We start from the raw sequence: 26104 nt of genomic DNA on the forward strand, positions 1-26104 counted from the left end.
GCCCGCCGCCACGCCCGGACGGTCATGCGTGTCGGCGGAGCGCTGCTGATCGTTCTGGGCATCCTGCTCCTGACCGGCTGGTGGGACGCCCTGATGATCTGGCTGCGGGCCTGGCTCGGCGCGACGGGGCTCGGCACGTCCTCGCTGTGATCCCCAGCGGACGTCGTCCGCTCGCACGGACACAACAAGCGGCCGTTCCTGCACCGGAAGACCCGACTCAACGGCGCCCACGTGCCCGCCTGGGCCGCACCATTCCTGGCCGGGCATCCAGAACGGTGTTCGGCCCGGGCTCCCGTGGCGAAGCCCGAGCCGAACACCGGATGATCAGGCCAGAGGCGGGCCCCCGGTGCCGGGATTAGTTCCGTCCGCCTGCACGCCCGCAGGCCGTCGAGGAACGCCGTGCGGTGGATGCCGTCCGGAGACTCCTCTGCCAGGACGCAGGCTGGATCGCAGTCCCTTCTCTGCCGCGGCAGAGAAGGGACCCGAGTCGCCATTCCGACCGTCCCGCGACCGGTCGATTGAACATGCGGCAACCAACCGTCGTCGAGAGAAGGGTTGCCGTCGTCGAGGTAACGTCAACCCTTCTCTCGACGACGGCACGCATGCTACCAATGGAGGTAGCCCAGGCCCGGCTTCGCGGGGCCCACCGCCGTTTTCAGGGGTGACGTGTTGGCCATTGTTGGACAGTGTCGGTAATGCACGGCGGGATGAAGGTGTACGCCGGTTCCCCGGCCGCGGCACGGTGCTATGTGGAGGCTGGCCGCAGCCGAGCCGATGATTACTTTCTGGCCGAGGGCACCGGTCTCGCCCGCCGCTACAGCGCCGGGGTCGGCCGTCCGGTCACCGAACTCGTGCCGCTGACCGGGGCCGCCTACGAGGCCTGGGTGGCCGGACACGACCCAGACACGGGCCGGCCACGCGGGCGGCTGCGCACCGACGGGCGGGCGGTGCGGTTCGTCGAAGTATTGGTCAACGGGCCGAAGTCGTGGTCGTTGGCGGCCGCGCTGCACCCGGATGTCGCCGCCGCCTACGACGCGGCCCAGGACCGTGCCGCCCTTCAGGTCATCCACTGGCTGGCGCAACACGCCACCACCCGGGTCGGCCCACGAGGCGGTCAAATGCAACTGCCGGTCGTGCTGCTGGAGGCGGTCACGGTGGCGCACCACACCTCCCGCGCCGGGGATCCGCACCGGCATCTGCACCTACAGATCAACGCTCGGATTCACGCAGCGGGGAAATGGCGCGGGCTGCACACCGTCGGTGTCCGCGACTTCCTTGGCGCCATCAACGGGATCGGGCACGCCGCGGTCGTCTGCGATCCGCGCTTTCGAGCCGCGCTCGCCACCCACGGATACGCGTTGAATCCTGCTGGGGAGATACGGCAGCTCGCGGACTTCGTGGGCGCATTCTCCGCGCGGACGGCGCAGATCGCCCGCAACATCGACAAGTACGAATTGGAGTGGACGCGGGCGCATCCGGGTGAACGCGCGGGGCCGGCGCTGCGTCGGGCGTGGGACGCCCGGGCCTGGGCCGAAGGCCGCCCGGACAAGGTCATCCCCACCTCCGGCGCTGAGCTCAGCACCCGATGGCTGGCTGAGCTGGCCGCTCTGGGCTACCGCGACCCAAGCGGACCGGTCGAGTTGACCCCCACCCCGATCGGTGCGCTGGACCGTGATGAGGCAGTGGGCCGGGTGTTGGCCCGGCTGGCCGCGGGCCGGTCGGCGTGGAACGCTGCCGACGTCCGCGGGGAGGTCGAGCAGCTGATCGCTGCCGACGGGATCATCGCTGCCCCGGCGGCCCGCGCCGAGTTGGCCGAGGATCTCACCTCCCGCGCCCTGTCCCGCTGCGTCTCCATGGTCGACCGCGACGGTGTACCCGAGCACATCCGCGCGTGGACCTCGCAGCCGGTGCTCGACGTGGAGGCCGACCTCGCCGCCCGGCTGGCCGCCCGCCGCCTCGACGCGCATGCAAATCCGCGCCCACCGGGGCCGTTGACCGCCGGACGAGGCGAGGCAGTGGGTGGCTTGGACGTCGGCCAGACGGCGGCGGTCATCGCCCTGGCCGGCGACCGGTCGCTGGTGGTGGTGGAGGGCGCGGCCGGCGCGGGGAAGACCACCACCCTCGCCGCCGCCCGTGACCTGCTCGCGCAGCAGGGGCGGCGGCTGACGGTCGTCACCCCGACGCTGAAGGCCGCGCAGGTCGCCGCCGGCGAGCTCGGCGCTCCGGCGGGGTCGGCGGCGTGGCTCGTGTACCAGCACGGCTGGCGCTGGGACGACCAGCGGACCTGGACCCGGCTGTCGACCGGCGAGGTCGATTCGGTCACCGGCCGGGTGCACACCCAGCCCGAGGAGGGGGCGCGGCTGCGCGCCGGTGACCTCCTGGTGGTCGATGAGGCTGGGATGTTCGACCAGGACACCGCCCGGGCCCTACTCACCGTCGCCGACGAGTCCGGGGTGCGGGTGGCGCTGCTCGGCGACCGGCACCAGCTGCCCGCCGTCGGCCGCGGCGGCGTACTCGACCTGGCCGCCGCCCGCACCGACCCCAACACGCTGCTGACCCTGGACGCGGTGCACCGGTTCACCCGCGCCGACGACGCCGGCGGAACAGTGCCTGACACCGACTACGCCCGGCTGACGTTGGCCATGCGCACCGGGGAGGACCCGGGGGCGGTGTTCGACGTTCTGGCCGCCCGCGGCCACATCCGTCTGCACGCCGACGCCGCCGCGCGGGAGGAGGCGCTGGCCGAGGTCGCCACCGCAGCCCGGGCCGCAGGGACGCTGGTGGTCGTGGTGGTCGACACCCGTGAGCAGGCCGCCGCGCTCAATGCCGCCATCCGGAACCGGCTCGTGGCCGGCGGTCTGGTCGACGACCTCCGCGTCACGAGCACAACCGTGGGGCAGCGAATCGGGTTGGGGGACCGGATCGCCACCCGCCGCAACGACCGCCAGCTGGGCGTCGCCAACCGCGACACCTGGACCGTCACCGCGGTCGCGCCAGACGGCGACCTCGTCATCAGCCCGACCGGCGCCAACGTGGTCACGCCGGCCTGTGACACCCCCGGCGGCGTCACCCCAGGCGCAGGCCAGCAGCGGATACTCCCCCGCGACTACGTCATCTCGTACGTGGAGCTGGCCTACGCCACCACCGCGCACGGGGTGCAGGGTGACACCGTTCCCACCGGGCACGTGGTGATCGGTGAACACACCGGCGCCGCATCGGCCTACGTCGGGATGACTCGCGGCCGCATCGCCAACACCGCCCATCTGGTCGCCGCCGACCTGGCCGATGCCCGCGACCAGTGGATCGCCGTCTTCGCCCGAGATCGAGCCGACCTCGGCCCCGGCCACGCCGCCGAGCTCGCCGCCGCCGAGGCCGCGTGCTACGCCGAAACCCGACCACTGGATCAGGTGCTGGCAGACCTACACCAGGCGTGGGAGGTCGAGCAGCACTACACCGACCGGCTGGCCCTGTCGGAACCACAGCTCGACATCCTGCGCCGGGTCGTGACGGCCGAGGCCGACGACCTCGCCCGGCTGGCAACCCAGGAGCGTCGGGCGGCCCTGGTTGCCGGGCGTGCACTGGACCGAGCCGAGGCCAGCGCGCGGATGGTCGCCGCCGGCGCCGACCGGCTCCGCGACAGCGTGCTCGCCTGCTGGGACGCTGAACGCGACGCGGCCCGCGCCGCTGCTCGAGTCGTGCTCGACGGGCCGGGACGGCTGCGACTGCGACGGGCCGCAGTGACGTCTGCCGGCGAGTATCTGGTCACCTGGGCCGGCCGGTGGCGCCTTTACCTGCCCGACCTGCCCATTGACCCGATCGAGATCGCCAGGGCCGCCGACCGGTCCGACGACCGGCCCACCCTCGAGGCGGCGTTCGCCGCCGCTGCCGGCCGTACCGCCGAACGAGACCACCCCGACCACAGGGACCTGCGCGCCGCCGCCGACACCGCCTGGCACGCCCACCATCGGGCCAAGCGCGCCCTGACCGACGCCGCTCGCCATCACGACCAGCGGCTCGCCGTCCACGGCGCCCTTACCTGCGCAGCGAACCCCCAGCGGCGGCTCGCCGACCTGGAGTGCGACGTCGCCGCCACCCGACAGAAGCTGGGTGCCGCGCAGGCGCGCATCGCCCGACTCACCACTGAGCCGGCGCTGCGCAGCCAACCCGTTGCCCGGTTGGCCGAGGAGCGCGACGCCTGGCACGCCCGCCGCGACGCGCACCGGACCGCCCGCCGAGCGGCGTCCCCGCCGCGACCGACCCAAAGCGTCCGGCCGCCGGAGCCGGTCGCCCATCGGACGCCGCGACCCGGCGTCGGGCCCGGCTTCGGACGATGAGCCGTGGGCCACCGATGCCCGCTCTTCACAGCTGAGGCAAGCGAGACGGGAGAAGAACTGCAGGAGCACCGGAGAAGTCGGCTGTGGGCTGTCACCGATGGCCGTCGAAAGGCGCCTCCCACAAGTGCACCGCGACCACAACCGTCCAGCCTCGGAGTCAGCCATGCCCGACCAGACCGCCGGCCGCAACCACATCAGCGAGCCCGAGCTCGCGCTGCTCACCATCACCGAGGCCGCGCAGCTGTTGCGCGCTCCCGTCGCCACCCTCCGCTACTGGCGCCACCTCGGCACCGGCCCGACCAGTTTCCGTCTCGGCCGGCGTGTCCTCTACCGGCGCGACGACCTCCACGCCTGGATCGACGCCCGCCGCGACCACGGCACACCCGCAGGAACCTGACGCCCGCGACCAGTCATCCGTGACTCGGGAATCGCTCAGCCCAGTTGTTCGAGGACCTGCGCCGCTCCCGTGGCCCTCCTCCTGCGGCCGTAGTAGACGTCCTGCGTGACGGACGGCTTGGCATGCCCGAGCTGGTCGGCCGCGCTCCTGGCGGACAGCCCCGCCTCGTCCATGAGCGTGGCGACGGTCTTGCGGAAGGCGTGGGAGGTGACGCCCGGCATCCCCATCGCGAGGAACGCCTCGCGAAGCGCCCGGCGGGTGTTGTTGGGGTCCCGCAGCTTGCGGCTGCGCGGCGCGGGGAAGACCGGTCCGCTCGACGGCCCGCGCCGCCGCAGGAGCGCGGCACACCAGCTCGGCAGCTCCAACACCCGCTCCCCCGCCGCTGACTTGGGCCGGCTGACCACCAGGCCCTGGCCCTTGACCCGCAGCACCGTCCCGGTGACCGTGACCGTGACGGTGCCGGCGTCGAGGTCCACGTCCGACCAACTAACGGCACATGCCTCGCCGATGCGCAGACCCGTGGCGACCATGAACGCCACGAGGTCCGGCAGATCCCGCTCGCGGGCCGTCGCGTTCTCGCTCAACCACGCCCGCACCGACCTGACCTCGTCCGCGGTCAGCGCCCGCGGTGCCCGCCGGGTCTGACTGGGGATGCGCGCCACGTCCCGACAGGGGTTGGCCTTCAAGGCATCGTGGCGGCAGGCCAGGCCGCACATACCGCTGATCACCGACTTGGTCATCTTCGCCAGCGCCGGGCCGTGCGACGCCCGCACGGCTGCCAGATGCCGATCGAGCAACCCGACGCTGACCTCACGCACCCGCACGCTGCCCAGCGCCGGGAGGACCTGACGATCGAGCCGGTCACGGTAGGCCTGCATCGTCGACGGGCTCTTGCCCTCGAGCTCGCTGAACCATTTCTCCGCGAGGACGGCGATCTTGGTGTCCGGGGTGATCTCCTGGCCCGTCCCCGACCGTCCCCGGTCTCGCAGCGCCACAGCGAGGGCCCGCTCCGCCGCCCCCTTGCTCTTGGCCTGCCGCTGCACCTGGCGGGTGACCCCGTCCCAGTCCCGATACAGGCACACCGCGCGGTACCCGGCCGGATCCGGGTAGACGCGGACCCGGCCGTGGGTGCCGAGTTCCAGATGAGGTCTGGCCACGATCCCCCGCTCGGAATAGTGATCGCGCCGGGGCGGCATTCTTCGGCGAGGCCACAGTTTATCGGCCGGGGCCATGCTTTACCCATCGTTTACTCGTCGATAACGGCCGACGCCTACCGACGAACCTCAGCCCTGAAGACCGAGGAATATGGCCTCTGAGCTGCGGGTTCGCCCCGACGCCCGTCAACAGTCAACGATGGTCAACATCGGCGACTCATAATCAGCGGGTTCGGGGTTCGAGTCCCTGATGGCGCACCCGCTCCACCTTTCCTTCCCTGCTGACCTGCGACCACAGGCTCGATGGGCAGCCGCGCGGCAGCGTCGCGACAGGCCATGGAGCACTGCGGCCACTCAACAGCGCACCCCTCGAGACCCTGCGGACGCGGGGACCTGCGACCTCGCGGCGGTCTGTCGAAACGACGGTCCCGATCCGGCACCGGATCGCAGCCTCTCCACGCCCGCATCCGAGCAGGTCAACCGCCTGTCCGGGGATCTTGCACGAGCCCTGGGGGTTCGGGCGACCGAGGCGCGAAGCCCGGAGGCGGCGGCGTGGCCGCGTCCGGCGGAGTCAGCTGCTCGAAGCCGCCGGTCCACGACTCGAACTCGTCCTCGTCGCGCTCGGCGGCGAAGCCGGGTCCGTCGTGATCACCCAGCTGCTCGCGCTGCGGGACGTGGCGGCCGGCCGAACCGCGGGCCCTGGCGGCGATCGCCCGCAGCGGCGCGTCGCCGGGATCCCAGTGCTCGTTGTCGGGCACGTGCTGATGCCCGCACACGCCGTCGAAGACATGCCACTGCTCCGGGGTCATCCGGCACCCGGAGTTGCGGCCGTAGCAGGACACCCCGCCGGTCGGCTGCACATGATCCAGGTTGATCGGCACCAGCTCGGCCACCGGGCCCAGTAGCCGGTCGGCCAGCCACTCGATCGTCCGCTGGTCCATCTGGCCCATCTTCGCCGCGAACCCCCACATCTCGACCTGGATCGCGCACAACCGGTTGGTCTGCACCGATCCAGGCCGGGCCAGGGCGTACGCCGAGCGGTTCAGCGGGACGGTCTGCAGCAGCAGGTCCGCCGACGGCATCGCCCACAGGTGCGGCGGGTTCGTGTGCTCGGCGGCCAACCGCCGGAACCCGGCCGCGGTCGGCTCGCCCTCGATGGTGTGGAACACGAACCGCCACGGCGCATCCAGGTAGCTGCTGCCGCCCGACCTGGGGTTGGCGATCCGTTGCGCGCCGGGCACCCACAGGTCGGCGCTGCCGACCTCGTCGGCCGCCTGCCGAGGCCCCTCGTGCGCGAGCGGAAGCCGGACCGGATCGGCCGGTGCGAACGGCGACTCGAACGTCTCGTCCAGGCTCCAGGTCGTGGTCGTCCCCGCGCCCTCCCCCTGTTCGAGGTGCACGCCGGCCGGCCGCGCGTTCTCGGCGGCGAGCTTCTGCCCGCACCACGCGCGGAACTGGCTCAAGACCTGCGCCACCTCGCCGGCCGCGGACTCCGTGGACCCACGACGCAGGTCCTCCTTGATGAAGAACGCCCTCGCGAAGCGGGTCGTCTGATCCTGCAGCACCGATCCGGTCAGATGCGAGGCGAAGAGGCGGAAGCGATTGGCGGCATGGACATGGCCCTGGGCGGCCGGCGCCGCCCAGTAGTACCTGGCCAGGACATCGCTGACCCGGCGCCCACCGAGCGAGCCGTTGCTGGCCAGCACACACCCGTCGATGTCGCCGATCAGCTCCGCGTCGGTCGCTTCCGATTGAGGGCCCAGCAAGCTCGACCGCCGTCCGAGGTGGACGAGCACGGCGGACTGGCCCAGATCCCCGGCGATGGTCGTGGCGTAGAGGTTGTCGAGCGTCAGCCCGGCCACGTGCTGCAGGGCCGCCCCCAGCAGCCACCCGCCCAACGTGCCGACGGTCAGGTTGCGATGCTCGCCGGCCGACAGGCCGCACAGGACGTGACCGACGGCGACCTTCTGGCCGAGCGGATCGGTGGCGACTCCCTTCTCGACCACACCCCCGCGGTGCGACGACATCGCCTCGAGGTCGCGGAGGTCATCCGCGGTCAACCCGCCGTCGCCGGCCTTGATCGGGTTCGCTTCGGAGGTGCCGTACAGGATCCGGAACAGAGTCGTATCGTACCCGGCTACCCGGCGCAGAGCGCTCAGGACCTCGTCGGGGGTCCATCGCGGATAGGCGGCCTCCACCCTCCTCACCAGAGAGACGTAGTCAGCGATCGCGTAGGTGCGCGCGCCTTGCGACCCGAACTGCTCGAAGGCACCCGCGGCCTCCCGCTCCTGCCGTCCGCACGTGGAACAGCATCCCTCGCGGCTCTCACCCGCGAAGTCCTCCTCCGAGGGCGCGAGGAGCTGCTCGAACGTCGGTCCCATGCCGCTGGATTCGGCCGGGAGCGGCGCCGGGATCAGCCGGTGGCCGGCCGTGCCCACGATGCCGACGTGCACGTGGTTGTCGTGCGTGGTGCCCTGGGCCTTGTCGGAGGAGAGGCGTCCACCGACGCGCTCGCGAATCGCGGGGTCGTTGTAGATGACCACGCGGGTCAGGGGGTTCTCGACGAAGCAGTCCACGGCGAGGCCCATGAGCAGGCGACTGCATCGCATGTCCTTCCAGGACACGCCCGGCTTCGGGCCGTCATGTGCGAACAGCCGGAGATCGAACTCGAGGCCCTGCTGGTGCCCCAGATGGTTCGTGGAGCAGCCGCCCTGGGGTACGGCGACATAGCTGACGGTCAGCACGATGCGACCGCCGTCGATCGCGGCGACGGTCTCGCCGGCGATGCGGGTGGCGTCCAGCCGGGAGGCCGATGCCGGGTTCACCAGATCGACGGCCACCCGCTGGGCGATCGCTGCGATCCGCTTCGCCTCCTCGTCCGCCGGGCTGGGCGGCCCCGTGCGGGGCAGCGACGGACTCCTCAGTCGTTCGAGGCCGGACGACCCCTGGGACGCGAGGACGGTGAGGACCGGGCGGAACGCCTGCACCTTCCCGCGCAACGCCCGACCGACCTGATCGAGGTACTCCGCCAGCCAGCTCGACATCGCCGGCTCCGCGATGTCGGCGCGGCACCCCGTCTCGGCGCTCCTGTCGTTGCAGCACCAGCCATCGCGCTGGGCCGGGACGGTGCTCAGCCAGCGCGGGGCGCCCATCGACCAGAGCCAGGTCTCCTCGGTGCTGCCGGGCTGGATGGTGCCGCGGTTCTTGCCCACCGGCGTCCCGTAGCACGGGCTGGTTCTCGCCTTCTTGGCCCAGAGCTGCTCGGCTTCCAGCATGGCTCGGAACAACCGGATACCGTGATCGGTCGGGTCGTTGTGGGCGGCGCTGATCGTTCCGCTGTCGGGCACCCAGCTCATCCCGAGGTTGCGCAGCCGCGCCTGCACCCGCCGCACGTCGTCCGGACTGTTGGTCTGCCCCTGGCCGACGGCGGCGGTGATCTGTGAGCCCGGGGCCAGCTGCTCGACGGACGGCTCGAAGTCGAGCTCCCAGCCGACCTCCTTGTCTGCCGACACGCCGAGGAAATCGCAGCGCGCGCGATAGCGCTCGACCGGCACGTCCGACCAGTTCGACCTCGTCTGCATGAGCGCGGCCAGCGCCGGACGGTTGTTGACGGCCGGGCGCAGCAGTTCCCACACCCTCTGGTCCAGGTCCCCCCTGAACCCCAGGTCGACCATGAGCTCGATCGTGGTGACGTCGAGGCTCGCGATGTCCATGGCGGTTGCGGGCGGTCGGGCGATCTCCCAACTGGCCAGCTTTCTGGCGACGGTGTTCGCCTGTCGCACGTACTCCCAGACGAACAGGGTCCACTGCTGCTCGCGGGTGAGCTCGAACGTCCTGTGCTCGCTGTTGAACCTCGTCGTGAACGAGTCGGCGGCGCGCCCCGTCAACGTGGCGGCGCCAGAGAGCTTCGCGATGTACTCGCTCGACACGCCAGCCTGGGTCAGAGCGGAGAAGGTCTCCTCGCGGCTGTGCTGGCCCAGGTCGAAGCCGCGGCCCACCGTCACGCCCGAACTCCCTCCGGGCCAGTGGGGGGTGCGGCTGTAGTACGGATGGCCGGGTACGTCGTTGCCCTCGGCGTTGAAGGTGAACTGACCGAACGGCACGGTCAGCGGATCCCCCATCGTCACCGGGGAGCCCCCAACGAGGTCGGACGGGCCCACGGCCTCCTCGGGCACGATCGCCGCCGGTACGCGGAGCTTCGTCCCGGGCGGCATTCTCGTGAAGTCCACACCGCGGTTCGCCGCCGTGATGAGATTGGTCCACGCGGCGCTGCCGTACTTCTCCCTCGCGATGGCGGTGGGCGAAACGAGCGCGCCGCCGACGGTCACCTCGGCCGCCGCGACGCGGCGGGTCCTGAACCGGATCCGACCCCGGGTCGCGGACGACGGCTCCTCGTGCGCGAACGGGAGCCGGACCGAATCGATCGGTGCGAAGGGCGACTCGAGCGTCTCGCCGAGGTCCCAGGTCGTGGTCATCGCCGTCTCATCGGACCGGGTGGCCGTTGGCGCCGGCCATCGCGGGCGACACCGCCGGCGACACCGATGGCGACATCGCGGGTGGCATCGCGGGTGGCATCGCGGGTGACATCGCGGGTGCGGGCGACGGCAGCCGCAGCGGCTGCGCGTCGGGAGGCGCAACGGCGCCGGACGGCCGGTCCTTGACCCGCTCTCCGGTCGCCGACTGCCACAGGTTGATCAGGTCCCGCATCTCGTTGCCCAGCGTGGTGGTCGCGTTGAACAGCGTGGCAGCGGCCGTCGGGTCGTCGAACAGGCCGAGCTCGATCGAGCGCAGCACGCTGGACATCTTCTCGGCCAGCTCGAACAGTTCCCGCGAGCGCGCGGCCGGGGTGAGCCCGACCCGCTGCGCGATGAGCGCCAGCCGGTCGGCCGGGCTGGTCGCCTCGGCCTTGAGGTCGCGCACGATCGGGCTGTCGGTCTGCAGCGTGAGGTGGAACCAGCTCAGCACGGTGACGTGCACGAACTCCTCGCGGGCCAGCAGCCCGCCGCGGCGGCGGTTGTTCTGCATGTCCTTGAGCGATTCGCACAGGAAGGCGATGTACGACGGGTCGGTCGGGTTGCTGCCAGACGTGTTCGAGAAGTTCTCCAGGCCGTGCCAGACCTGCCGCAGCAGCTCGGCCCACTTGGCCCGGAAGTCCGCGTTCACGCCCAGCCCGACCTGCGCCTTCCAGTCCCGCTGCCGCTCGCCCCCGGGCACCGGCGACGCAGACGGCAGCGGGTGCGGCAGGTCGAAGCCGAACATCCGCCAGTAGGCGTTGCGCCGGGTCACCCGGGACAGCGGCCGCGCCTCGCTGACGATGCCGGCGATCGAGAACAGCGGCGGGTCGCGGAAGAACAGTTCCTCGGTCGTCCGCAGCCAGCGCGCGCCGTCCAGCGACAGGGTGCCGAGGGTCTCACCAGCGACGAGGCGGCGTACCACCTCGGCGAACACCTCGAAGGCGCCGGTGCTCTCGATCAGGTAGGCGTAGATCAGGTGGTGCCAGAGGAGCCCGACCCCGCCCCCGGTCGACGGCTCGACCTGCCCGGAGTAGCTGCCGGCGTCCGGCGGATCGATGCCGGACGGGGCGAGCAGCGCGGACGGCAGCTGCTGGGGCAGGTCGAGCGCGCCGATGATCCCGGCGTCGCCGAGGAACGGCGCGTTGATGGACGCCGTTCCGATCGGCAGCTCCGGGATCAGCGCCGCGCCCGCCCAGGCCTCGTCGAGCCAGCGGCTGAGCTGGATCGGGTGGACCAGCAGGGCGTGGTCGCGGAGGCCACCCGCGTCTTCGAACAGCTTGGCGAGGCTGAGGAACATGGGCGGGAGACCCTTCTCAGGCGAGATCGAGATCGGTGGACACGGTGGACCGGGCGGGAAGCCGCGGGCCGAAGGCGATCAGCGGGCCGCGGCGCGAGCGCAGGAAGACCATCGAGCCGATCGGTTGGTCCGGGCCGAACAGCCGCGGCTGGACGACCCCGCGGTCCGGGCCGTCGTCGGTGCGGCTGATCTGCAGCGACTCGACCCGGGCGCCGGAACGCAGCTCGACCCAGTCCGCGCCCGGCGGCAGCCGGTCGAACTCGATCAGGTCGCGCACCGGCCGGGCCCGCACCACCCGCACATCGAACTCGCTCCCGGAGGCGGTGCTGACCCGCCCGGTCAGCGTCCCGAGCGCCCGGTAGCTGAAGGCCACCCGCTGCTGCACCCGGTCGGCCTCGGTCTGCGCGGGTGTGTCGTCGGCGTCCACGTCGACGATGACCGCGGGCGGGCGCGCCGGCCGCTCGGCGAGGCCCTTGACCGCCTCGGTCAACTCGACCAGCTGCTCCATCAGTTGTTGCTGCATGGTCATCAGTGCTCTCCTCGGTTGCTCACGCGGCATGCGGTACGGCGTCCGCGCCCACATCGCGCAGCCAGTCGCGCAGGCGGGTGTGGTGCGCCGTGGCGTTCGCCGGGTCCAGTACGGCGCGGGTGCTCAACAGGGCGAACAGCGGCAGGGAGTGCCGGCGGCGCAGGTACGACGAGGTGAGCAGGGTGCCGCCGGCCTGCCTCTCCAGCTCCCGCAGCCGGTCGGGGGACACCGCGCGGGGGTCCATCACGGCCGACAGCGGAGCGCCGCGGAAGGCCCGCAGCGGCCGGCGGGTACACACGTCGACCAGGTCGGCGAGCGCATCGACGCTCACCCGCGCGACCTCCCGCGCCTCGGCGTCGGCGGCCCCCATCGGGTGCCGCTGCCTCCAGGCGTTGGCCACGTCGTCCCACGGGCCGGCGCCGTACCAACTGCGGCACAGCGCCGCGTTGAACATCACCCGGATCCAGCCGAACGGGTGCGGGTCGCCGTAGCGGATCCGGAACACCTCGGCCGTCGTACCGTCGACCACAGTGGACAGTGCGAACACCGGGGCCCAGCCGGCCAGGGCGAACGCGTGCACGTCGGCTGCGACCTCGCCGGCCCAGGACCGCCACAGCTGCGCGACATCGACCGATCTCGGCGCGAGTACGCCGTACAGCGCGTCGGCGAGCTCGGCCGTCCAGCCGGTCAGGTGCGCCACCTGGTGCCCGGTCTCGTGCAGGAGCGCGGTCGGGTGCGACAGGTTGTGCCGGGTCAGCTTGATCGCGGCTGCGGGCGAGGGGTGAGCGTGGTCCCACAGCCTGATCCCGGCCCGCAGGATCGAGGCGCCGAGGCCCTTGTCGACGTACACCAGCGCGGGCGGGGCGTCGATGCCGAGCGGGCCGAGGGTGACCGCCATCGAATCGCCGGCCAGCGTGTCCAGCCCGCGCAGGATGCCGCGCAACGCCGGGTTGGAGCGCGAGTTGATCGCGTCGCCGTAGAAGTCCAGGACGACCTCGGCCTGCAGGTAGCGCCTGCGCAGCCGTAGTACACCGGCCCGCTCGGCCGCTGGCTCCGCGCCGTTCGCGGTCAGCCGCTGCACTGCGCGAGCCTCGGCCACCAGTGCGGCGACCATTGCGGCCATCCGGTCGCGCAGCCCGCGCTGCAGGTAGGTCTCCAATCCGGCCCACGCCTCCGGTGCGGCGGCGTCGTCGAGGTCGGCCAGCCCCTGCGCGGCCAGCAGCCAGTGCGCGACCTCGGCCGCGGTCTGCCGGGCCTCGGCGTCCTCAGTCACGGTGCATCCCGGGGTGCACCGACACCTCGGGCGAACCCGCCCGGCCGTGCCGGAGCGCCGCGAGGTCGGCGAAGTCGAACGCGAAGGACATCGTCACCCCTGCCGCGGGGTCCTTGGCCGCCGTGCTCAGTGCGGCCGCGGCGCGCGGCAGGTGGCTCGCGACCGCGCGGACGACCGCCTCGCCAAGGTCGGCGGCCAGCGCCCGGCTGCGCCCCTCGGCCAGCGTGATCCCGTGCTTGCCGAGCTTGCGCAGCAGCCGCTCGGCCAGCGCCTCCCGAACCGGCCCCCCGACGTGGCGGCGTACCGTCCCGACCACCTGGGCCAGCCGGTGCTTGGCCAGGTCGTCGGCGAGTTCGTGCGCGGCCCGCTCGCCGAAGTGCAGGTGCAGTCGAAGCCGCGGCCTCGGTCCGGTCAGATCGAGCCGCACCGAGAACGGCGAGTGCGGGCGCAACGCCAGTCCGGGCACGACCAGCTTGACGACGGTGCGCCGCGGCGGGTGGGCCGGGTGCGCCAGCGGGCGCGGCACCTGCTCGAACTGCTGGGCCGCCTCGGCGTACGGCTGCCCTGGCATCTCGTACGCCGCCAGGTGGCCGAGCTCGGCGCCGGGCAGCAGCTCGTAGTAGTGCGTCTCGGCGGTGACCGGCCACCCGCGGGAGCCAGCGTCCAGCAGCCGGTCCTCCAGAGTCTCGCCGTTGGTGAGGACCACCGACCGGGCCAGCGAGCGGGTGATCTGCACCGGCCGGATCACGGTGTACTTCTTGTACCGGTAGTGCGGCCGGGCCGCGCGCGGGAACATGATCCAGATGCCGCGTTCGCCCTCCTCGCCCTCGCTCGCCTCGGTCAGCTCGGGGCGCAGCAACTCGGCCGGGAAGTGCCGGATCGCGGCGGCCTCGAACGCCTCCTGTACGGCGGCCTCCAGCAGCAGCTCGTTGTCCAGCGACTCCGCGGACATCGACAGGACCTCGCGGACGGTGTCCTCGGTGGCCGCGACCAGGGCCTCGGCGCCGAGCGCCGGGTCGGACCGCTCGGCCTCCAAGCCGAGCAACCGCAGCCCGGCACTGGCGATGTGCCGCGACAGCGTCCGGGCCGCCGGCTCGCCGACCATGCCCTGGATCAGCTTGGCCAGCAGCTTGGCGATGAACCCGACCACCTTGGGCCGGCCTATGACCTTCACGCCGAGCTTGATCACCTTCATCGCGGCCATCACGACCGGGATGAACTCCTCCAGCTCAGCGGTCGGCGGCCGGGACGGATCCGCGGCGATCAGCTGCTGGGTCAGTCGGTGCCGGCCGGCGTCCAGGGCGGCGTACGGTCCGGCCGCAGTGGTGGGCGCGGCCTCTGCCTCATAGCGGGCCAGCAGCTGGTTGGCGGCGCCCTCGTGCCCGGTGAGCAGTATCTCCGCGAGCTGGGCGTCGAAGTCCTCGGCCAGGGTCTGGGCGGTCGGCTCGGCCGCCGCGGCCGGGGCGGCGGTGTCGTCGGTGGGGCTGTCCGGCGTGGGCGCGGCCGGCTCGGCGGGCTTGTCCGGTTGTGCCGCCTTGTCCGGCGACTTGCCACCGAACCGGCCGCGCAGCTTCTCCGCGATCGGACGCTGATCCGGCGGGAGCTTGCCGATCGCACGCTGCAGCACCCGGCTCAGCAGCGGTCGCACCAGCTTGCGCAGTACGCCGAACAGCGGGCCGAGCGCGACCTTGCCGAGCACCTTGCCGACGCCCTTGGCGACCTTGACGACCTTGCCGATCAGCTTGCCCACGAACTGCTCCTGGCCGTCCAGCGCCGACAGGCCGACCACCGCCTCGATCTCGCCGTCGGCGAGCGACTCGACCGGCCGTTGCCCGAAGTGCATCTCCAGCTCGGTGAGCAGCCGGTCCGAGCGGTCCGCGACCGCCTCCATCCACTGCTCGGCCTCCGCGGCGGACAGCTGCATGCCCTGCTCGGACTCGCTCCAGGTCCCGGCTCCGCTCAGGTGGCGGGCCGCGACCTCGTCGGCCAGCGCCTGCAGCGCGGGCACGAAGTCCTCGTCCTCGAACTCCGCCCGCAGCGCCTCGAAGGTCTCCGCCTCCAGTTGCGACTCGTCGTAGGACGCCAGCGCCTCGGCGAAAGGAGAGCTGATCATGGTCGTGGGCGCGACGTACGACTCGGCCTCGGTCGCCGGATCGGACCCGGCCAGCCGAGCGGGCGCGAACGGGCTGGTCTCGTACGAGACGGTCATCGGTGTCCTCCGTGGCTCACAGCCCGGAACCAGGAAGGCCACCGTCTGCGGCGCGTCTGCGGATCGTCGTGCCCGTCGCCGAGCTCGCTCACCCAGCCCTCGACGATCCGGGCGGCAAGTGCCGCGTCGGACGCGGCAGCCTGAACTCGAGTCGGATTCGGCGATGCCATGGCGTTCCAATCCCTTCTGTTCCGTGATCCGTCCCGGACCACGGATGCGTCCCAGACGTCGAACTGTTGCACTCATCCGTCCCGTGCTCGGTCAGCGTGCCAATCCGTTCGACGAAACTGCCGAACGGTCGAATCGCCTCTGGTTCTGCATCCGAAAACAGCAACATGCTCGTCCGCTGCCGCCACGATTTCGACCATCGATGCGACCTCACGCGGGACGCGGACGAGCCCGACACCCAGACGCTCCGCAAGGTGCGTCACCCCACTGTCACCTTCGCGTCACCGGCGGTCCGGAACTCTTGGTTTCTGCCCGAAGAATGTGGACACCCGCTGCTGGATGGTTCTCGTCCCGCGTCAAGCACCTGGCAGATCTCCGGTCCCGGGAAGGTGGGGCCAGCGGGTCGGCCAGGCCGAGGTGGATGTCTCCGGGTCGGTTCCAGGCCAGAGCCTCGGGTGGGCGTTCGGTGTCGTACTCGATGCGGTCGCCCTCGGCGTGAGCGACCACGTCCAGGGCATCGGGGATCTGTCGGGGGATGAGCCTCTCGCACTTCAGCGAGTGGAACCCGCGCTCATGTGAGCCGTTCTGTCCGGGTGTCTCGACGCGGGTGCGCACGTGCCGCAGCTCGGGTGGGGGGCGATGAACGCCTCGAAGCGGAACGACCGGAACGGTCCGCCGTTGTCGGTCACGATCGCAACCAGCGGGACCACGTTGCCCTGCTCGTCGCGCTCGACCAGGCCGGCGCGGTGACGGCGGTGCGATATGGACCTCGTGATGTACATGGAAGATCCACAGCCCTGTGCACGAATGTCCGTGTGACGCGTCATGTATGGCGGGCAGCCTGGACGAGAAGGAGTTTTCCGTGTCGTACGGTCGATCCCTGGGCGCGCACCTGAAGTGTAGGAAGAGTGCCGCAGATCCGACGGGGCTCGAGAAGGCCGCCTACGTCCGAGCCGTCCTGGATCTCGAGGATCCGTCGAAGGCGCCGAGCAGGATCAAGGCTTTCAACGGATTGGCAGCGCGGTGCGCTGATTGCCCTGATGAGCACCGGTCAGCCGCTCGACGGGCCTGTGGCTGCATGAGGCGTGTGGCCCGGCTGATGATGGCGTCGACCAAGAAAGACCCTCATCCGCACGGACCCCCGTGACCACTCAGCAGCGATGGCGCATCGGCCGGTCGGGGTCAGCCGAGGCGCAGCCCGTGCTCGGCCAGCGCCTCGTCGAGGATGCGCAGCGCCTTCGGGCCCACGCCGTGCAGCGCGGCCAGCGTCGCGCGCGGGACGCCGGCGAGCTGCCCCAGACCGGTGTAGCCGGCCAGTTGCAGCGCCCGGGTGGCCGGGACTCCGATCCGGGGCAGCTCGTCGAGCGGGATCACGGCGGGGACCCTGTCAGGAGCGGACGGCGCGCACCAGCCTCCGGCGGTCGCCGCGAGACGGGAGGACCGACGGGGGTCCGCGGCGCCGCCCCGGTGGGATGCTCGGACGATGCCCTCCGCAGCGGCCGACGAGGTCGCGTCGTCGCTCCCGGTCGGGGCCGGCGACCAGCGGTCGCGCCGGGCCGCGGGCCGCGCGGCCCGGGAGCGCGCCCCACGACGCGACGTCGGCCGGGAGGACCCCGAGGACCGCGGACGCGACGCCCTCGCCGTCCTGCTGGCGCAGAACGCGATCCGCGCCGAGGACCTGCTGCCGGTCCGCAACGGCAGGATGGCGGCCAGCCCGTGGACCTACTACCGCGGAGCCGCCGCGGTCATGGCCGCCGACCTGGGATCCCGTCCGCACAGCGGGCTCGTCGTGCAGCTCTGCGGCGACGCGCACCTGCTCAACTTCGGGCTGTGGGCCACTCCCGAGCGGAACCTGTCGTTCGACCTGCGGGACTTCGACGAGACGCTCCCCGGCCCGTTCGAGTGGGACGTCGCCCGGCTGGTGGCCAGCGTCGTCGTGCTGGCGCGCACCCACGGCGTGTCCGCCGGCGGTGCCGAGGAGGCGGTGGCCGCCTGCCTGCGCGCCTACCGGGAGCGGATGAGCGGGTACGCCGCCGCCCGCTGGCTCGACGTCTGGTACGACCTGGTCACCGTCGACCGGTTCCTCGGCGTGTTCTCCGAACCCGACCGGATCCGCGGCGCCGCCCACATCGAGCGCAGGGCCCGCAAGCGGACGCACCGCGGGGCGTTCCGGAAGCTCACCGAGCACCGCGGCGGGCACCTGCGGATCACCGAGGACCCGCCGATCCGGCAGCACCGCGACGACGGCCTCGCAGAGGAGCTGTTCGCCGCCTACCGCGACAGCCTCGCCGACGAGCGGCGCCACCTGCTGGACCGGTTCACGCTCGTCGACACCGTCCGCCAGGTGGTCGGGGTCGGCAGCGTCGGCATGCGGGTGCACCTGCTCCTGCTGGAGGGCCGCGACGGGGGCGATCCGCTGTTCCTGCAGATCAAGCAGGCGGGCGCCTCGGTGTACGAGCCGTTCTGCGGGCCCAGCCGCTACGGCGGGCACGGCCGCCGGGTGGTCGAGGGCAAGCGGCTGGTGCAGAGCGCCACGGACGTGTTCGTCGGCTGGGCCGCGGCCCGCGGGCACGACTACTACGTGCGCCAGTTCCGGGACATGAAGGTCGTCGCCGACGGCGCGCTGGTCGCCCCGCGGCTCCGGGAGTTCGCCACCGCCTGCGGCGCGGTGCTCGCCCGCTCCCACGCGCGCACCGGCGATCCCGTCGCGATCACCGCCTACATCGGGAGGGGCCGGGCGTTCGACGAGGGCATGGGGACCTTCGCCGACGCCTACGCCGACCGGACCGAGCGCGACCACCGCCGGCTGGTCGACGCGCTCGCGTCCGGTCGGCTGCCCAGCGCCCCGGGCTGGTGACCGTGTCCGGGATGTGGTCCCGGGTCGACCGCGCCCGGGTCCGCGAGCACGTCGTCGACACCAACGACGGGATCATCGCCTCGGCGGGCATCGTCGAGGGGCTGCTCGGCGCGGGGGCGGGCAGCCGGATCCTGCTCGTCGCCTCGCTGGCCGCCATGGCCGGGGGCGGGCTCGCCCTGGGCGGCATGCGGTACGCCGAGACGGCCGACGAGCGCGACGCCCGGCAGGCGGTCCTCGAGGCCGAGCGCCGCCGGATCGACCTCGCGCCGGCCGAGGAGGAGACCGAGCTGGCCGGGCTCTACCGGGACAGGGGCCTGTCCCCGCAGCTCGCCCGCGCCGTCGCCGCCGAGCTCAGCGCGGGGGACGCCCTGGCCGCCCACGCCGAGGCCGAGTACGGCCTGTCCACCCGCGACCACCCGCCCGCCCCGTGGACCGTCGCCGTGGTGGCGGGGCTGGGGTTCGCGCTCGGGGCCGGCGTCCCCCTGCTGGTGGTCCTGCTGGCCGCGCCGGCGTGGCGCAGCGTCGTCACGGTCGTGGCGGTCGTCGCGGCGCTGTCCCTCACCGCGCTGGCGATCGCCTCGGTCAGCGGGACGAGCGTCGCCCGCACCGTGCTCCGCACCGTCTCCATCGGCCTGCTCACGATGCTGGTGACGTTCGTCGGGGGCTCGCTGCTGGGGTGATCCCCCGCGCCGTCAGAGCACGACGACGTGGCCGGCGCGCGGGTCGGCGGTCCCGGCCTGCACCTCCCGCCAGACCCGCTCCAGCGCCTCCGGTCCCGCCCCCTCGACGACGTCGACCCAGGTGGCGGCCACCGGCGCGAACGCGCGCCACGACTCGGCGAAGCGCCGGTCCAGACCCGGCCGGCCCCAGTCCCCGATGCGCTTGCGCATCTGGTCGGGGGCGAAGAACATCGCCGGCCCGGTGTCGGCCAGCGTCCCCGCGACCGCCGCCTCCTGGTTCGTGACGCCCACGACGACCTCGTGCACGAGTCGGTCCCCCAGGTGCGCCCGCAGCGCGGCGGTCAGCTCGGGTGAGCCGGCGAGGTCGGCGTAGAGGGCGGGGCGGTCGAGCGGCAGCCGGTCGACCTCGGCGTAGGTCAGCACCCGGTCGTAGCAGCCCAGGCCGCGGACGAACGCGGTGTTGCGCGGCGACGTCAGCCCGACCACCTCGATCCCCTGGCGGTGCAGGCCGAACGCGGCGCCGTAGGCCGTCTTGCTCGACGCCGAGGACAGCACGACGCTCCGCGCCCCCAGGAGGTCGTTGTCGACCAGCCAGTCGACCAGCATGAACGACGTCCAGTACAGCGGGCGGAAGAGCACCTGCAGGTCCTCCTGCGCGGCGTCGTACGCGGGGTCGGCGCCGGTCAACGCGTAGGCGTTGTACGGCGAGGGCAGCGTCGCCCGGTGCGGGCTCGCGTCGCGGAACCCCCGCTCGTCCACGCGTCCCGGCCGCACCCGCAGGTGCGACGCGGTCGGCAGATAGCCGTACAGGCGGGCCCCGACGCCGACACCGTCGGCCTCCGACGCGACGACCTCGGCGAAACCCCAGACCGGCACCGTGCCCCACCCGGGCGGGGCGGGGAAGAACTCCCAGTAGCGGAAGGAGTCCCCGAGCACGGCGTAGGTCACGTTGTTGGCGGTCAGCCCGACCCGCTCCACGCGCAGCAGCGCCTCACCCGGCTGCAGCGGGGCGAGCTCCAGCGCCCGACGGCGCGTCCGGGACAGGTCGTCGCGCGCCACCTGGAGGGTCCAGCCCGGCGGCGTCGGGTCGCTCATGGCCCGGACGGTAGTGCCGGGGACGTGCGCACGGGCTCAGCCGCGGACGGCGCGCACCAGCCTCCGCACGCCGAGGACCGCACCGCCGACGCCGGCGACCCACGGCCCCAGGACGACCACCGGGTCGAGGAGCTGGTGCCGGACGTCGGAGCGCCCGCGCCGCGACCGCACCCCGCCGCGGGTGAACTCCGTCCTCAGCCCGGTGGCCGGCACGTCGGGCCGGCCGGAGGCGAAGGACCGCAGGTGGTGCTCCCACGCGTCCACCCGGTCGCCGACCACCAGCAGCACCCAGTGCGCCAGCCGGCCCTCGCTGAAGCGGGCGTAGGCCAACCGCCGGATCGCCCCGGACAGGCCGCTCAGCGGCTGGGCGGTGCCGAACACCGGCGTGACGAAGGCGTGCTCGATCGAGTGCTCGCGGCCCTCGCCGCCCGGCTGGCGCTCCGGGAAGTCCCAGTGGGCGCCGGTGTCGGACGGGTACTGCAGCCGCGGGTACGACGGCCGGTCGGCCGGGTCGAGGTCGGCGCCCCAGCCGGGGATGCGGGCGCGGAGCTCCTCCCGGCTCGGCGGTGGCGTGCGCTTGTCCCGGACGTACGCGCTCGGGATGTCCGACTGGGTCATCGTGGCTCTCCCTCAGGCCGCGTCGGGCACGATCAGCGGCTTGATGCAGCCGTCGAGCTTGCTGGAGAACACGTGGTAGGCCTCCGCGATGTCCTCGAGCGGGAAGCGGTGGGTGACCACCTCGCGCGGGGTCAGGTGGCCGTTGCGCACGTGCTCGAACATCCGCGGCCACTGCCGCTTCACCGGCGTCTGGTTCATCCGCAGGGTGAGGCCCTTGTTCATGGCGTCGCCGAACTTCACCGCGTTGGGGATCGGCCCGTAGGCGCCCACCACCGAGACGGTGCCGCCCTTGCGGACGCCGTCGATGGCCCAGTTGAGCGCGACCGGCGACCCGCCCTGCACCTTCAGCTTGGTGCCGGTCACCTGCTGCAGGAAGTTGCCGTCGGCCTCCGCGCCCACCGCCTCGATGACGACGTCCGCGCCCAGGTAGTCGGTCTGCTTCTTCATCTCGACGACGACGTCGTCGTACTCGTCGTAGTCGATCGTCTCGGCGTGGGCCATGGTCCGCGCCTTCTCCAGCCGCTCCTGCAGGTGGTCGACGACGATCACCCGGCCGGCGCCCATCAGCCACGAGGACTGCGCCGCGACCAGGCCGACCGGCCCGGCGCCGAGCACCACGACCGTGTCCCCCTCGGCGATCTCGCCGAGCTGGGCGCCGAAGTAGCCGGTGGCGGCGGCGTCGGTGAGGACGACGGCGTCCTCGTCGTGCATCCAGTCGGGGATCTTCGCCGGGCCGACGTCGGCGCACGGGACGCGGACGTACTGCGACTGGCCGCCGTCGTAGCCACCGGTGGTGTGCGAGTAGCCGTAGATGCCGCCGACCGCCGTCGCGTTCGGGTTGACGTTGTGGCAGTTGGAGTACAGGCCGCGGGCGCAGAACCAGCAGGACCCGCAGAAGATGTTGAACGGCACCATCACCCGGTCGCCGACCTGCAGGTTCTGCACCGAGGGGCCGACCCGCTCGACGACGCCGATGAACTCGTGGCCGAACGTGTGTCCGATCCGGGTGTCCGGCATGAGCCCGTGGTACAGGTGCAGGTCTGAGCCGCAGATGGCGGCCAGCGTCACCCGGACGATCGCGTCGTTCGGGTGCTCGATCGCCGGGATGTCCTTGTCCTCGACCCGCACCTTGTACGGGCCCCGGTAGACCATCGCGCGCACGGGATCCCCTTCTCCTGGTCCTGCCGGGCGCTGCTCACCGGCGCCGCAGCAGTGCCCGCGCGCGGGAGCCGGGAAACCGCTCGACCCCGTCCGTAGCGTCGGGCGCATGACCACGTCCCCCGTGCTCGAGCCGGTGCACCGTCCGGAGGACGGCGAGCTCGTCGGTCACGTCTCGGCCGGGGATGCCGTCACCGACGACGGCCGGTGGACGGCGCACGCCGTGTTCGGCGCCCCGCTGCGGACCGTCGGCACCCGCGAGGAGGCGGTGTCCTTCCTGCGCACCCGCGGGCTGGCCCTGCTCGCCGACCGCTGGACCTACACGCCCGCCGACGGCGAGCCGCGCACCGCGTGGCTGGTCGAGGCCCGCCCCGGCGCCGTCGTCGTCCGGTTCGGATACGACCCGGCGTCGGTGCCGCTCACCGGCCCGGAGCTGGCGCGGCTCACCCCGGCATAGCGGACCCTCCCGTCGGCGTTCCGCGGGTGTGAGCAGCCCGCGGGACGTCGACGTCGTGGTGATCGGTGCGGGCCAGGCCGGCCTGTCCGCCGCATACCACCTGGCCCGCCAGGGGTTCGCGCCCGGCAGCGGCTCCGTCGTCCTCGACGGAGACGCCGCGCCGGGCGGGGCCTGGCAGCACCGCTGGCCCTCGCTCACCCTCGCGACGACGCACCGGGTGCACGAGCTGCCCGGCCTGCCCTTCACGCCGGCGTCGGAGGAGCTGCCCGCCGCCGAGGCGGTGCCGGCGTACTTCGCCGAGTACGAGCGGCGCTTCGGCCTGTCGGTGCAGCGGCCGGTGCGGGTGTCCGCGGTCCGCCGCGACGGCGACGGCCGGTTCCTCGTCGAGTCCTCCGCGGGGGTGTGGCGGGCCCGCGGCGTCGTCAACGCCACCGGCACCTGGACCCGGCCGTTCGTGCCGCACTACCCCGGTCAGGAGGCCTTCCGCGGCCGGCAGCTGCACACCGTCGGCTACCGCGGCGCGGCGGAGCTCGCCGGGCTGTCGGTGGTGGTCGTCGGCGGCGGCGCCTCGGCGGTGCAGCTGCTCGGCGAGATCGCCCCGGTCGCGCGCACCACCTGGGTGACCCGCCGTCCACCGGTGTGGCGCGAGGGCCCCTTCGGCGAGCAGCAGGGCCGGGAGGCGGTGGCGCGGGTCGAGGCCGCCGTCCGCGCCGGCCGGATGCCCGGCAGCGTCGTCGGCGTGACCGGCCTGGTGGTGACCCCGTGGGTGCGCCGGGCCCTCGACGACGGCGTCCTCACCCGGCTGCCGGTGTTCGACCGGCTCACCCCCGACGGCGTGGCCTGGGACGACGGCCGGACGGTGCGGGCCGACGTGATCCTGTGGGCCACCGGCTTCCGCGCCGCCGTCGGCCACCTCGCCCCGCTGCGGCTGCGCACCCGCGACGGCGTCATCCCGGTGGACGGCACCACCGCCGTCGACGAGCCGCGCCTGCAGCTGGTCGGCTACGGGCCCAGCGCGAGCACCATCGGCGCCACCCGGGCCGGGCGCAGCGCGGCGGTGGCGCTGCGCCGGGAGCTCGGCGCCGACCTCGCCCGGACCGCCTGACCTCCCCGGGTCCCACCCCGGCCGGTCGTGGGGGACGGTTCAGGGTCCGGTGGGGGGATCGCCCGATGCGGCGTGCACGGCCGCGCCGGGACGCTTCCCGCCATGACCTCCTCGCCCTCCCCCGCCCCGGCGGTGACCCGGTGATCGTCGCCAGCGTCCTCACCAAGCGCTACGGCGAACGGGTCGCCGTCGACCGCGTCTCCTTCACCGTCCGGCCCGGCCGGGTCACCGGCTTCCTCGGCCCCAACGGCGCCGGCAAGTCGACGACGATGCGGATGATCATCGGCCTCGACCGGCCCACCGAGGGCTCGGTCACCGTCGACGGCATCCGCTATCTCGACTGTCCCGCTCCGCTGCGCGCGGTCGGTGCCCTGCTCGAGGCGCGCGCGCTGCACCCGGGCCGCACCGCCTGGGCGCACCTGCGCTGGATGGCCGCGTCCAACGGCATCCCCGCGTCCCGCGTCGACGAGGTGCTCGGCCTGGTCGGCCTGGAGGCGGTGGCCGGCCAGCGGGTCGGCCGGTTCTCCCTCGGCATGGGCCAGCGGCTGGGCATCGCCGCCGCCCTGCTCGGCGACCCGCCGGTCGTCGTCCTCGACGAGCCGGTCAACGGCCTGGACCCCGAGGGCATCCGCTGGGTGCGCACCCTGGCCCGCGACCTCGCCGCCGAGGGCCGCACGGTGCTCGTCTCCAGCCACCTCATGGCCGAGATGGCGCTGACCGCCGACCACCTCGTCGTCATCGGCCGCGGCCGGGTCCTCGCCGACCTCCCGACCGCCGACTTCATCGCCGAGCACGCCGCCTCGTACGTGCGCGTGCGCACCCCGCAGCCGGGCGAGCTCGCCGAGCTGCTGCGGCGCTCCGGCGCCGACGTCACCCGCGAGGGCGACGAGCTGCGCGTGCAGGGCGTCGACGCCGCCGCCACCGGTGAGCTCGCCGCCGGCGCGGGCCTCGTGCTGCACGAGCTCGGCCTCGTCCGCTCGTCCCTCGAGGACGCCTTCATGACCCTGACCGCCGGCAGCGTCGAGTTCGCCGCCGCCCGTCCCGCCGAGGTGACCCGGTGACCGCTCAGACCCTGACCCCGCCGCGCACCGCAGCCGCCCCTCCCGGCGGCGCCGGCCTCCCCCGCGCGCTGCACGCGGAGTGGATCAAGCTCTGGACGGTGCGCTCCACCGGCTGGTCGGTGGCCGCGATGGTGGCGCTCGGCGCCGGGCTGACCACGCTGGTGTGCGCGCTGGTGGCGCCGGAGCTGGCCGGCGGCCAGGAGAGCGAGCCGATCGGGGCGTTCATCACCTGGGGACTGCTGTTCGCGCAGGTGACCGCCGTGGTGCTCGGTGCGCTGACCGTCACCGCCGAGTACGGCACCGGGATGATCCGCGCGACGCTGGCCGCCACACCGCGCCGCGGCACGGTGCTGGCCGCCAAGGCGCTGGTGCTCAGCGGCACGCTGTTCGTGGCCGGCGTCGTCACGGCGTTCCTCGGCTGGCTGGGCGGCAACGCGTTCCTCTCGGCGGAGGGCATCGGCATCTCCCTCGGCGACGACGGGATGCTGCGCTCGCTCCTCGGCAGCGGCCTGTACATGGCCGGGCTCGGGCTGCTGGCGATGGCCGTCGGCCTGCTGCTGCGCTCCACCGCGGCGGCGGTCTCGGTGGTGCTAGCGCTGGTGTTCCTGGTCGGCAACCTGGTGATGCTGCTGCCGGGCTCCCTCGGCGAGTGGCTGACCAAGCTGATGCCGGGCAACGCCGGGTCGCGGATCGCCATGCCGGAGTCGTTCAACCCGCTGCTGCTCGACCCGTGGCCCGGGTTCGCCGTCTTCGCCGCCGAGGTCGCCGTCGTCCTCGCCGTCGCGGCGGTGACCTTCTCCCGCCGGGACGCGTGAGCACCGGCCGGCCGGCACCAGGCACAGTGGAGGGGTGAGCTCCCCCGACCCCACCGCCCTCGGCCGCGAGCGCGCCGACCAGCTGCTGGCCCGACTCGAGGACGGCGACGGCCCCGGTGCCGACGCCGTCCTCGCCGGCGTGGACGAGGTGCGCGACCTCGTCTACGTCGGCGCCGCGCTCACCTCGCGGGCGCGCAGCGAGGCCCGGGCGCTGCCGCCGGCCCAGCGGGCGCAGGCCAACACCCGGCAGCTGAACCTCGGCACCGTCCGCGACGCCGCCCGCGACGACCCGGCCGCGCTGCGGGTCTGGCTGCGCCGTTCGGCCGAGGAGCTGCTCCTGCTGCGCTCGCTGAAGGCGGCCGCCGACCGCATCGCGGGCTGAG

Annotated in this window: 19 protein-coding genes; 9 read left to right on the forward strand and 10 right to left on the reverse strand. The window is 73.2% G+C overall.

The features are described from left to right. Positions 1-695: 695 nt before the first annotated feature. Together mobF and FN207_RS05010 are read left to right on the forward strand one after the other, a co-directional pair. The gene (mobF, locus tag FN207_RS05005) at positions 696-4334 is read left to right on the forward strand and encodes a MobF family relaxase (protein ID WP_246065788.1); all 3639 of its coding nucleotides are present in this window, start codon (positions 696-698) and stop codon (positions 4332-4334) included. Between the two features lie 163 nt (positions 4335-4497). Then, positions 4498-4731, forward strand: coding sequence for a helix-turn-helix transcriptional regulator (locus FN207_RS05010; protein ID WP_142457268.1), 234 nt, complete (start codon positions 4498-4500; stop codon positions 4729-4731). 35 nt (positions 4732-4766) lie between these two features. Here FN207_RS05010 and FN207_RS05015 read toward each other — a convergent pair whose 3' ends face one another. The 7 genes from FN207_RS05015 to FN207_RS05050 form a co-directional block, all read right to left on the reverse strand. Beyond that, entirely contained in the window at positions 4767-5963 is a 1197-nt protein-coding gene (locus tag FN207_RS05015) for a tyrosine-type recombinase/integrase (RefSeq protein ID WP_246065790.1), read from the reverse strand. A 398-nt stretch (positions 5964-6361) separates the two neighbouring features. Further along, complete coding sequence (locus FN207_RS05020) at positions 6362-10360, reverse strand: hypothetical protein (RefSeq protein ID WP_142457269.1); 3999 nt, start codon at positions 10358-10360, stop codon at positions 6362-6364. Between the two features lie 7 nt (positions 10361-10367). Next, complete coding sequence (locus FN207_RS05025; protein ID WP_142457270.1) at positions 10368-11696, reverse strand: hypothetical protein; 1329 nt, start codon at positions 11694-11696, stop codon at positions 10368-10370. 16 nt (positions 11697-11712) lie between these two features. Beyond that, the gene (locus FN207_RS05030) at positions 11713-12225 is read right to left on the reverse strand and encodes a hypothetical protein (protein ID WP_142457271.1); all 513 of its coding nucleotides are present in this window, start codon (positions 12223-12225) and stop codon (positions 11713-11715) included. Between the two features lie 19 nt (positions 12226-12244). Further along, on the reverse strand, positions 12245-13498 hold the full coding sequence (locus FN207_RS05035; RefSeq protein ID WP_142457272.1) for a hypothetical protein: 1254 nt from the start codon (positions 13496-13498) through the stop codon (positions 12245-12247). Next, on the reverse strand, positions 13491-15707 hold the full coding sequence (locus FN207_RS05040; protein WP_142457273.1) for a hypothetical protein: 2217 nt from the start codon (positions 15705-15707) through the stop codon (positions 13491-13493). The genes FN207_RS05035 and FN207_RS05040 overlap by 8 nt, the downstream gene beginning before the upstream one ends. Positions 15708-17057: 1350 nt before the next feature. Beyond that, positions 17058-17249: a helix-hairpin-helix domain-containing protein gene (locus FN207_RS05050; RefSeq protein WP_142457274.1), complete on the reverse strand. Its 192-nt coding sequence runs from the start codon at positions 17247-17249 to the stop codon at positions 17058-17060. A 109-nt stretch (positions 17250-17358) separates the two neighbouring features. On the opposite strand from FN207_RS05050, the gene FN207_RS05055 reads away from it, so the two are divergent. Beyond that, positions 17359-18732, forward strand: coding sequence for a DUF2252 domain-containing protein (locus FN207_RS05055; protein WP_142457275.1), 1374 nt, complete (start codon positions 17359-17361; stop codon positions 18730-18732). A gap of 11 nt (positions 18733-18743) precedes the next feature. After that, positions 18744-19412, forward strand: a complete 669-nt coding sequence (locus FN207_RS05060; protein WP_142457276.1) for a VIT1/CCC1 transporter family protein — start codon at positions 18744-18746, stop codon at positions 19410-19412. Between the two features lie 12 nt (positions 19413-19424). Here FN207_RS05060 and FN207_RS05065 read toward each other — a convergent pair whose 3' ends face one another. Genes FN207_RS05065 through FN207_RS05075 form a run of 3 tightly spaced genes read right to left on the reverse strand, consistent with a single transcriptional unit; the run spans position 19425 to position 22277 of the window. Beyond that, positions 19425-20507 carry a DUF2855 family protein gene (locus tag FN207_RS05065; protein WP_142457277.1) on the reverse strand — a complete coding sequence of 361 codons (1083 nt, stop codon included), beginning with the start codon at positions 20505-20507 and terminating at the stop codon, positions 19425-19427. Between the two features lie 36 nt (positions 20508-20543). After that, positions 20544-21125 (reverse strand): hypothetical protein, encoded by a 582-nt coding sequence (locus tag FN207_RS05070; RefSeq protein ID WP_142457278.1) that lies wholly within the window; start codon positions 21123-21125, stop codon positions 20544-20546. 12 nt (positions 21126-21137) lie between these two features. Beyond that, positions 21138-22277 (reverse strand): zinc-dependent alcohol dehydrogenase, encoded by a 1140-nt coding sequence (locus tag FN207_RS05075; RefSeq protein ID WP_246065900.1) that lies wholly within the window; start codon positions 22275-22277, stop codon positions 21138-21140. 115 nt (positions 22278-22392) lie between these two features. On the opposite strand from FN207_RS05075, the gene FN207_RS26860 reads away from it, so the two are divergent. The 5 genes from FN207_RS26860 (at position 22393) to FN207_RS05100 (ending at position 26103) form a co-directional block, all read left to right on the forward strand. After that, on the forward strand, positions 22393-22740 hold the full coding sequence (locus FN207_RS26860) for a hypothetical protein (RefSeq protein ID WP_142457280.1): 348 nt from the start codon (positions 22393-22395) through the stop codon (positions 22738-22740). Positions 22741-22768: 28 nt separating this feature from the next. Then, entirely contained in the window at positions 22769-23845 is a 1077-nt protein-coding gene (locus FN207_RS05085; RefSeq protein ID WP_142457281.1) for an NAD(P)-binding domain-containing protein, read from the forward strand. Positions 23846-23985: 140 nt separating this feature from the next. Continuing rightward, a complete protein-coding gene (locus FN207_RS05090) occupies positions 23986-24906 on the forward strand; it encodes an ABC transporter ATP-binding protein (protein WP_110906083.1) in 921 nt (306 codons plus the stop codon). Next, positions 24903-25721 (forward strand): ABC-2 transporter permease, encoded by an 819-nt coding sequence (locus tag FN207_RS05095; protein ID WP_246065791.1) that lies wholly within the window; start codon positions 24903-24905, stop codon positions 25719-25721. The genes FN207_RS05090 and FN207_RS05095 overlap by 4 nt, the downstream gene beginning before the upstream one ends. Before the next feature lie 34 nt (positions 25722-25755). Then, positions 25756-26103, forward strand: coding sequence for a hypothetical protein (locus FN207_RS05100; RefSeq protein ID WP_142457282.1), 348 nt, complete (start codon positions 25756-25758; stop codon positions 26101-26103). Position 26104: the final 1 nt, after the last annotated feature.

This window comes from Geodermatophilus aquaeductus (assembly GCF_900182545.1).
In the GTDB taxonomy this organism is placed as follows: domain Bacteria; phylum Actinomycetota; class Actinomycetes; order Mycobacteriales; family Geodermatophilaceae; genus Geodermatophilus; species Geodermatophilus aquaeductus.

Coding starts and splice junctions, on each gene's coding strand:
- FN207_RS05060 (WP_142457276.1), top strand. CDS start 18,744: ATGTGGTCCCGGGTCGACCGCGCCCGGGTCCGCGAGCACGTCGTCGAC.
- FN207_RS05070 (WP_142457278.1), bottom strand. CDS start 21,125: ATGACCCAGTCGGACATCCCGAGCGCGTACGTCCGGGACAAGCGCACG.
- mobF (WP_246065788.1), top strand. CDS start 696: ATGCACGGCGGGATGAAGGTGTACGCCGGTTCCCCGGCCGCGGCACGG.
- FN207_RS05015 (WP_246065790.1), bottom strand. CDS start 5,963: ATGGCCCCGGCCGATAAACTGTGGCCTCGCCGAAGAATGCCGCCCCGG.
- FN207_RS05040 (WP_142457273.1), bottom strand. CDS start 15,707: ATGACCGTCTCGTACGAGACCAGCCCGTTCGCGCCCGCTCGGCTGGCC.
- FN207_RS05075 (WP_246065900.1), bottom strand. CDS start 22,277: ATGGTCTACCGGGGCCCGTACAAGGTGCGGGTCGAGGACAAGGACATC.
- FN207_RS05025 (WP_142457270.1), bottom strand. CDS start 11,696: ATGTTCCTCAGCCTCGCCAAGCTGTTCGAAGACGCGGGTGGCCTCCGC.
- FN207_RS26860 (WP_142457280.1), top strand. CDS start 22,393: ATGACCACGTCCCCCGTGCTCGAGCCGGTGCACCGTCCGGAGGACGGC.
- FN207_RS05030 (WP_142457271.1), bottom strand. CDS start 12,225: ATGACCATGCAGCAACAACTGATGGAGCAGCTGGTCGAGTTGACCGAG.
- FN207_RS05020 (WP_142457269.1), bottom strand. CDS start 10,360: ATGACCACGACCTGGGACCTCGGCGAGACGCTCGAGTCGCCCTTCGCA.
- FN207_RS05010 (WP_142457268.1), top strand. CDS start 4,498: ATGCCCGACCAGACCGCCGGCCGCAACCACATCAGCGAGCCCGAGCTC.
- FN207_RS05055 (WP_142457275.1), top strand. CDS start 17,359: ATGCCCTCCGCAGCGGCCGACGAGGTCGCGTCGTCGCTCCCGGTCGGG.
- FN207_RS05065 (WP_142457277.1), bottom strand. CDS start 20,507: ATGAGCGACCCGACGCCGCCGGGCTGGACCCTCCAGGTGGCGCGCGAC.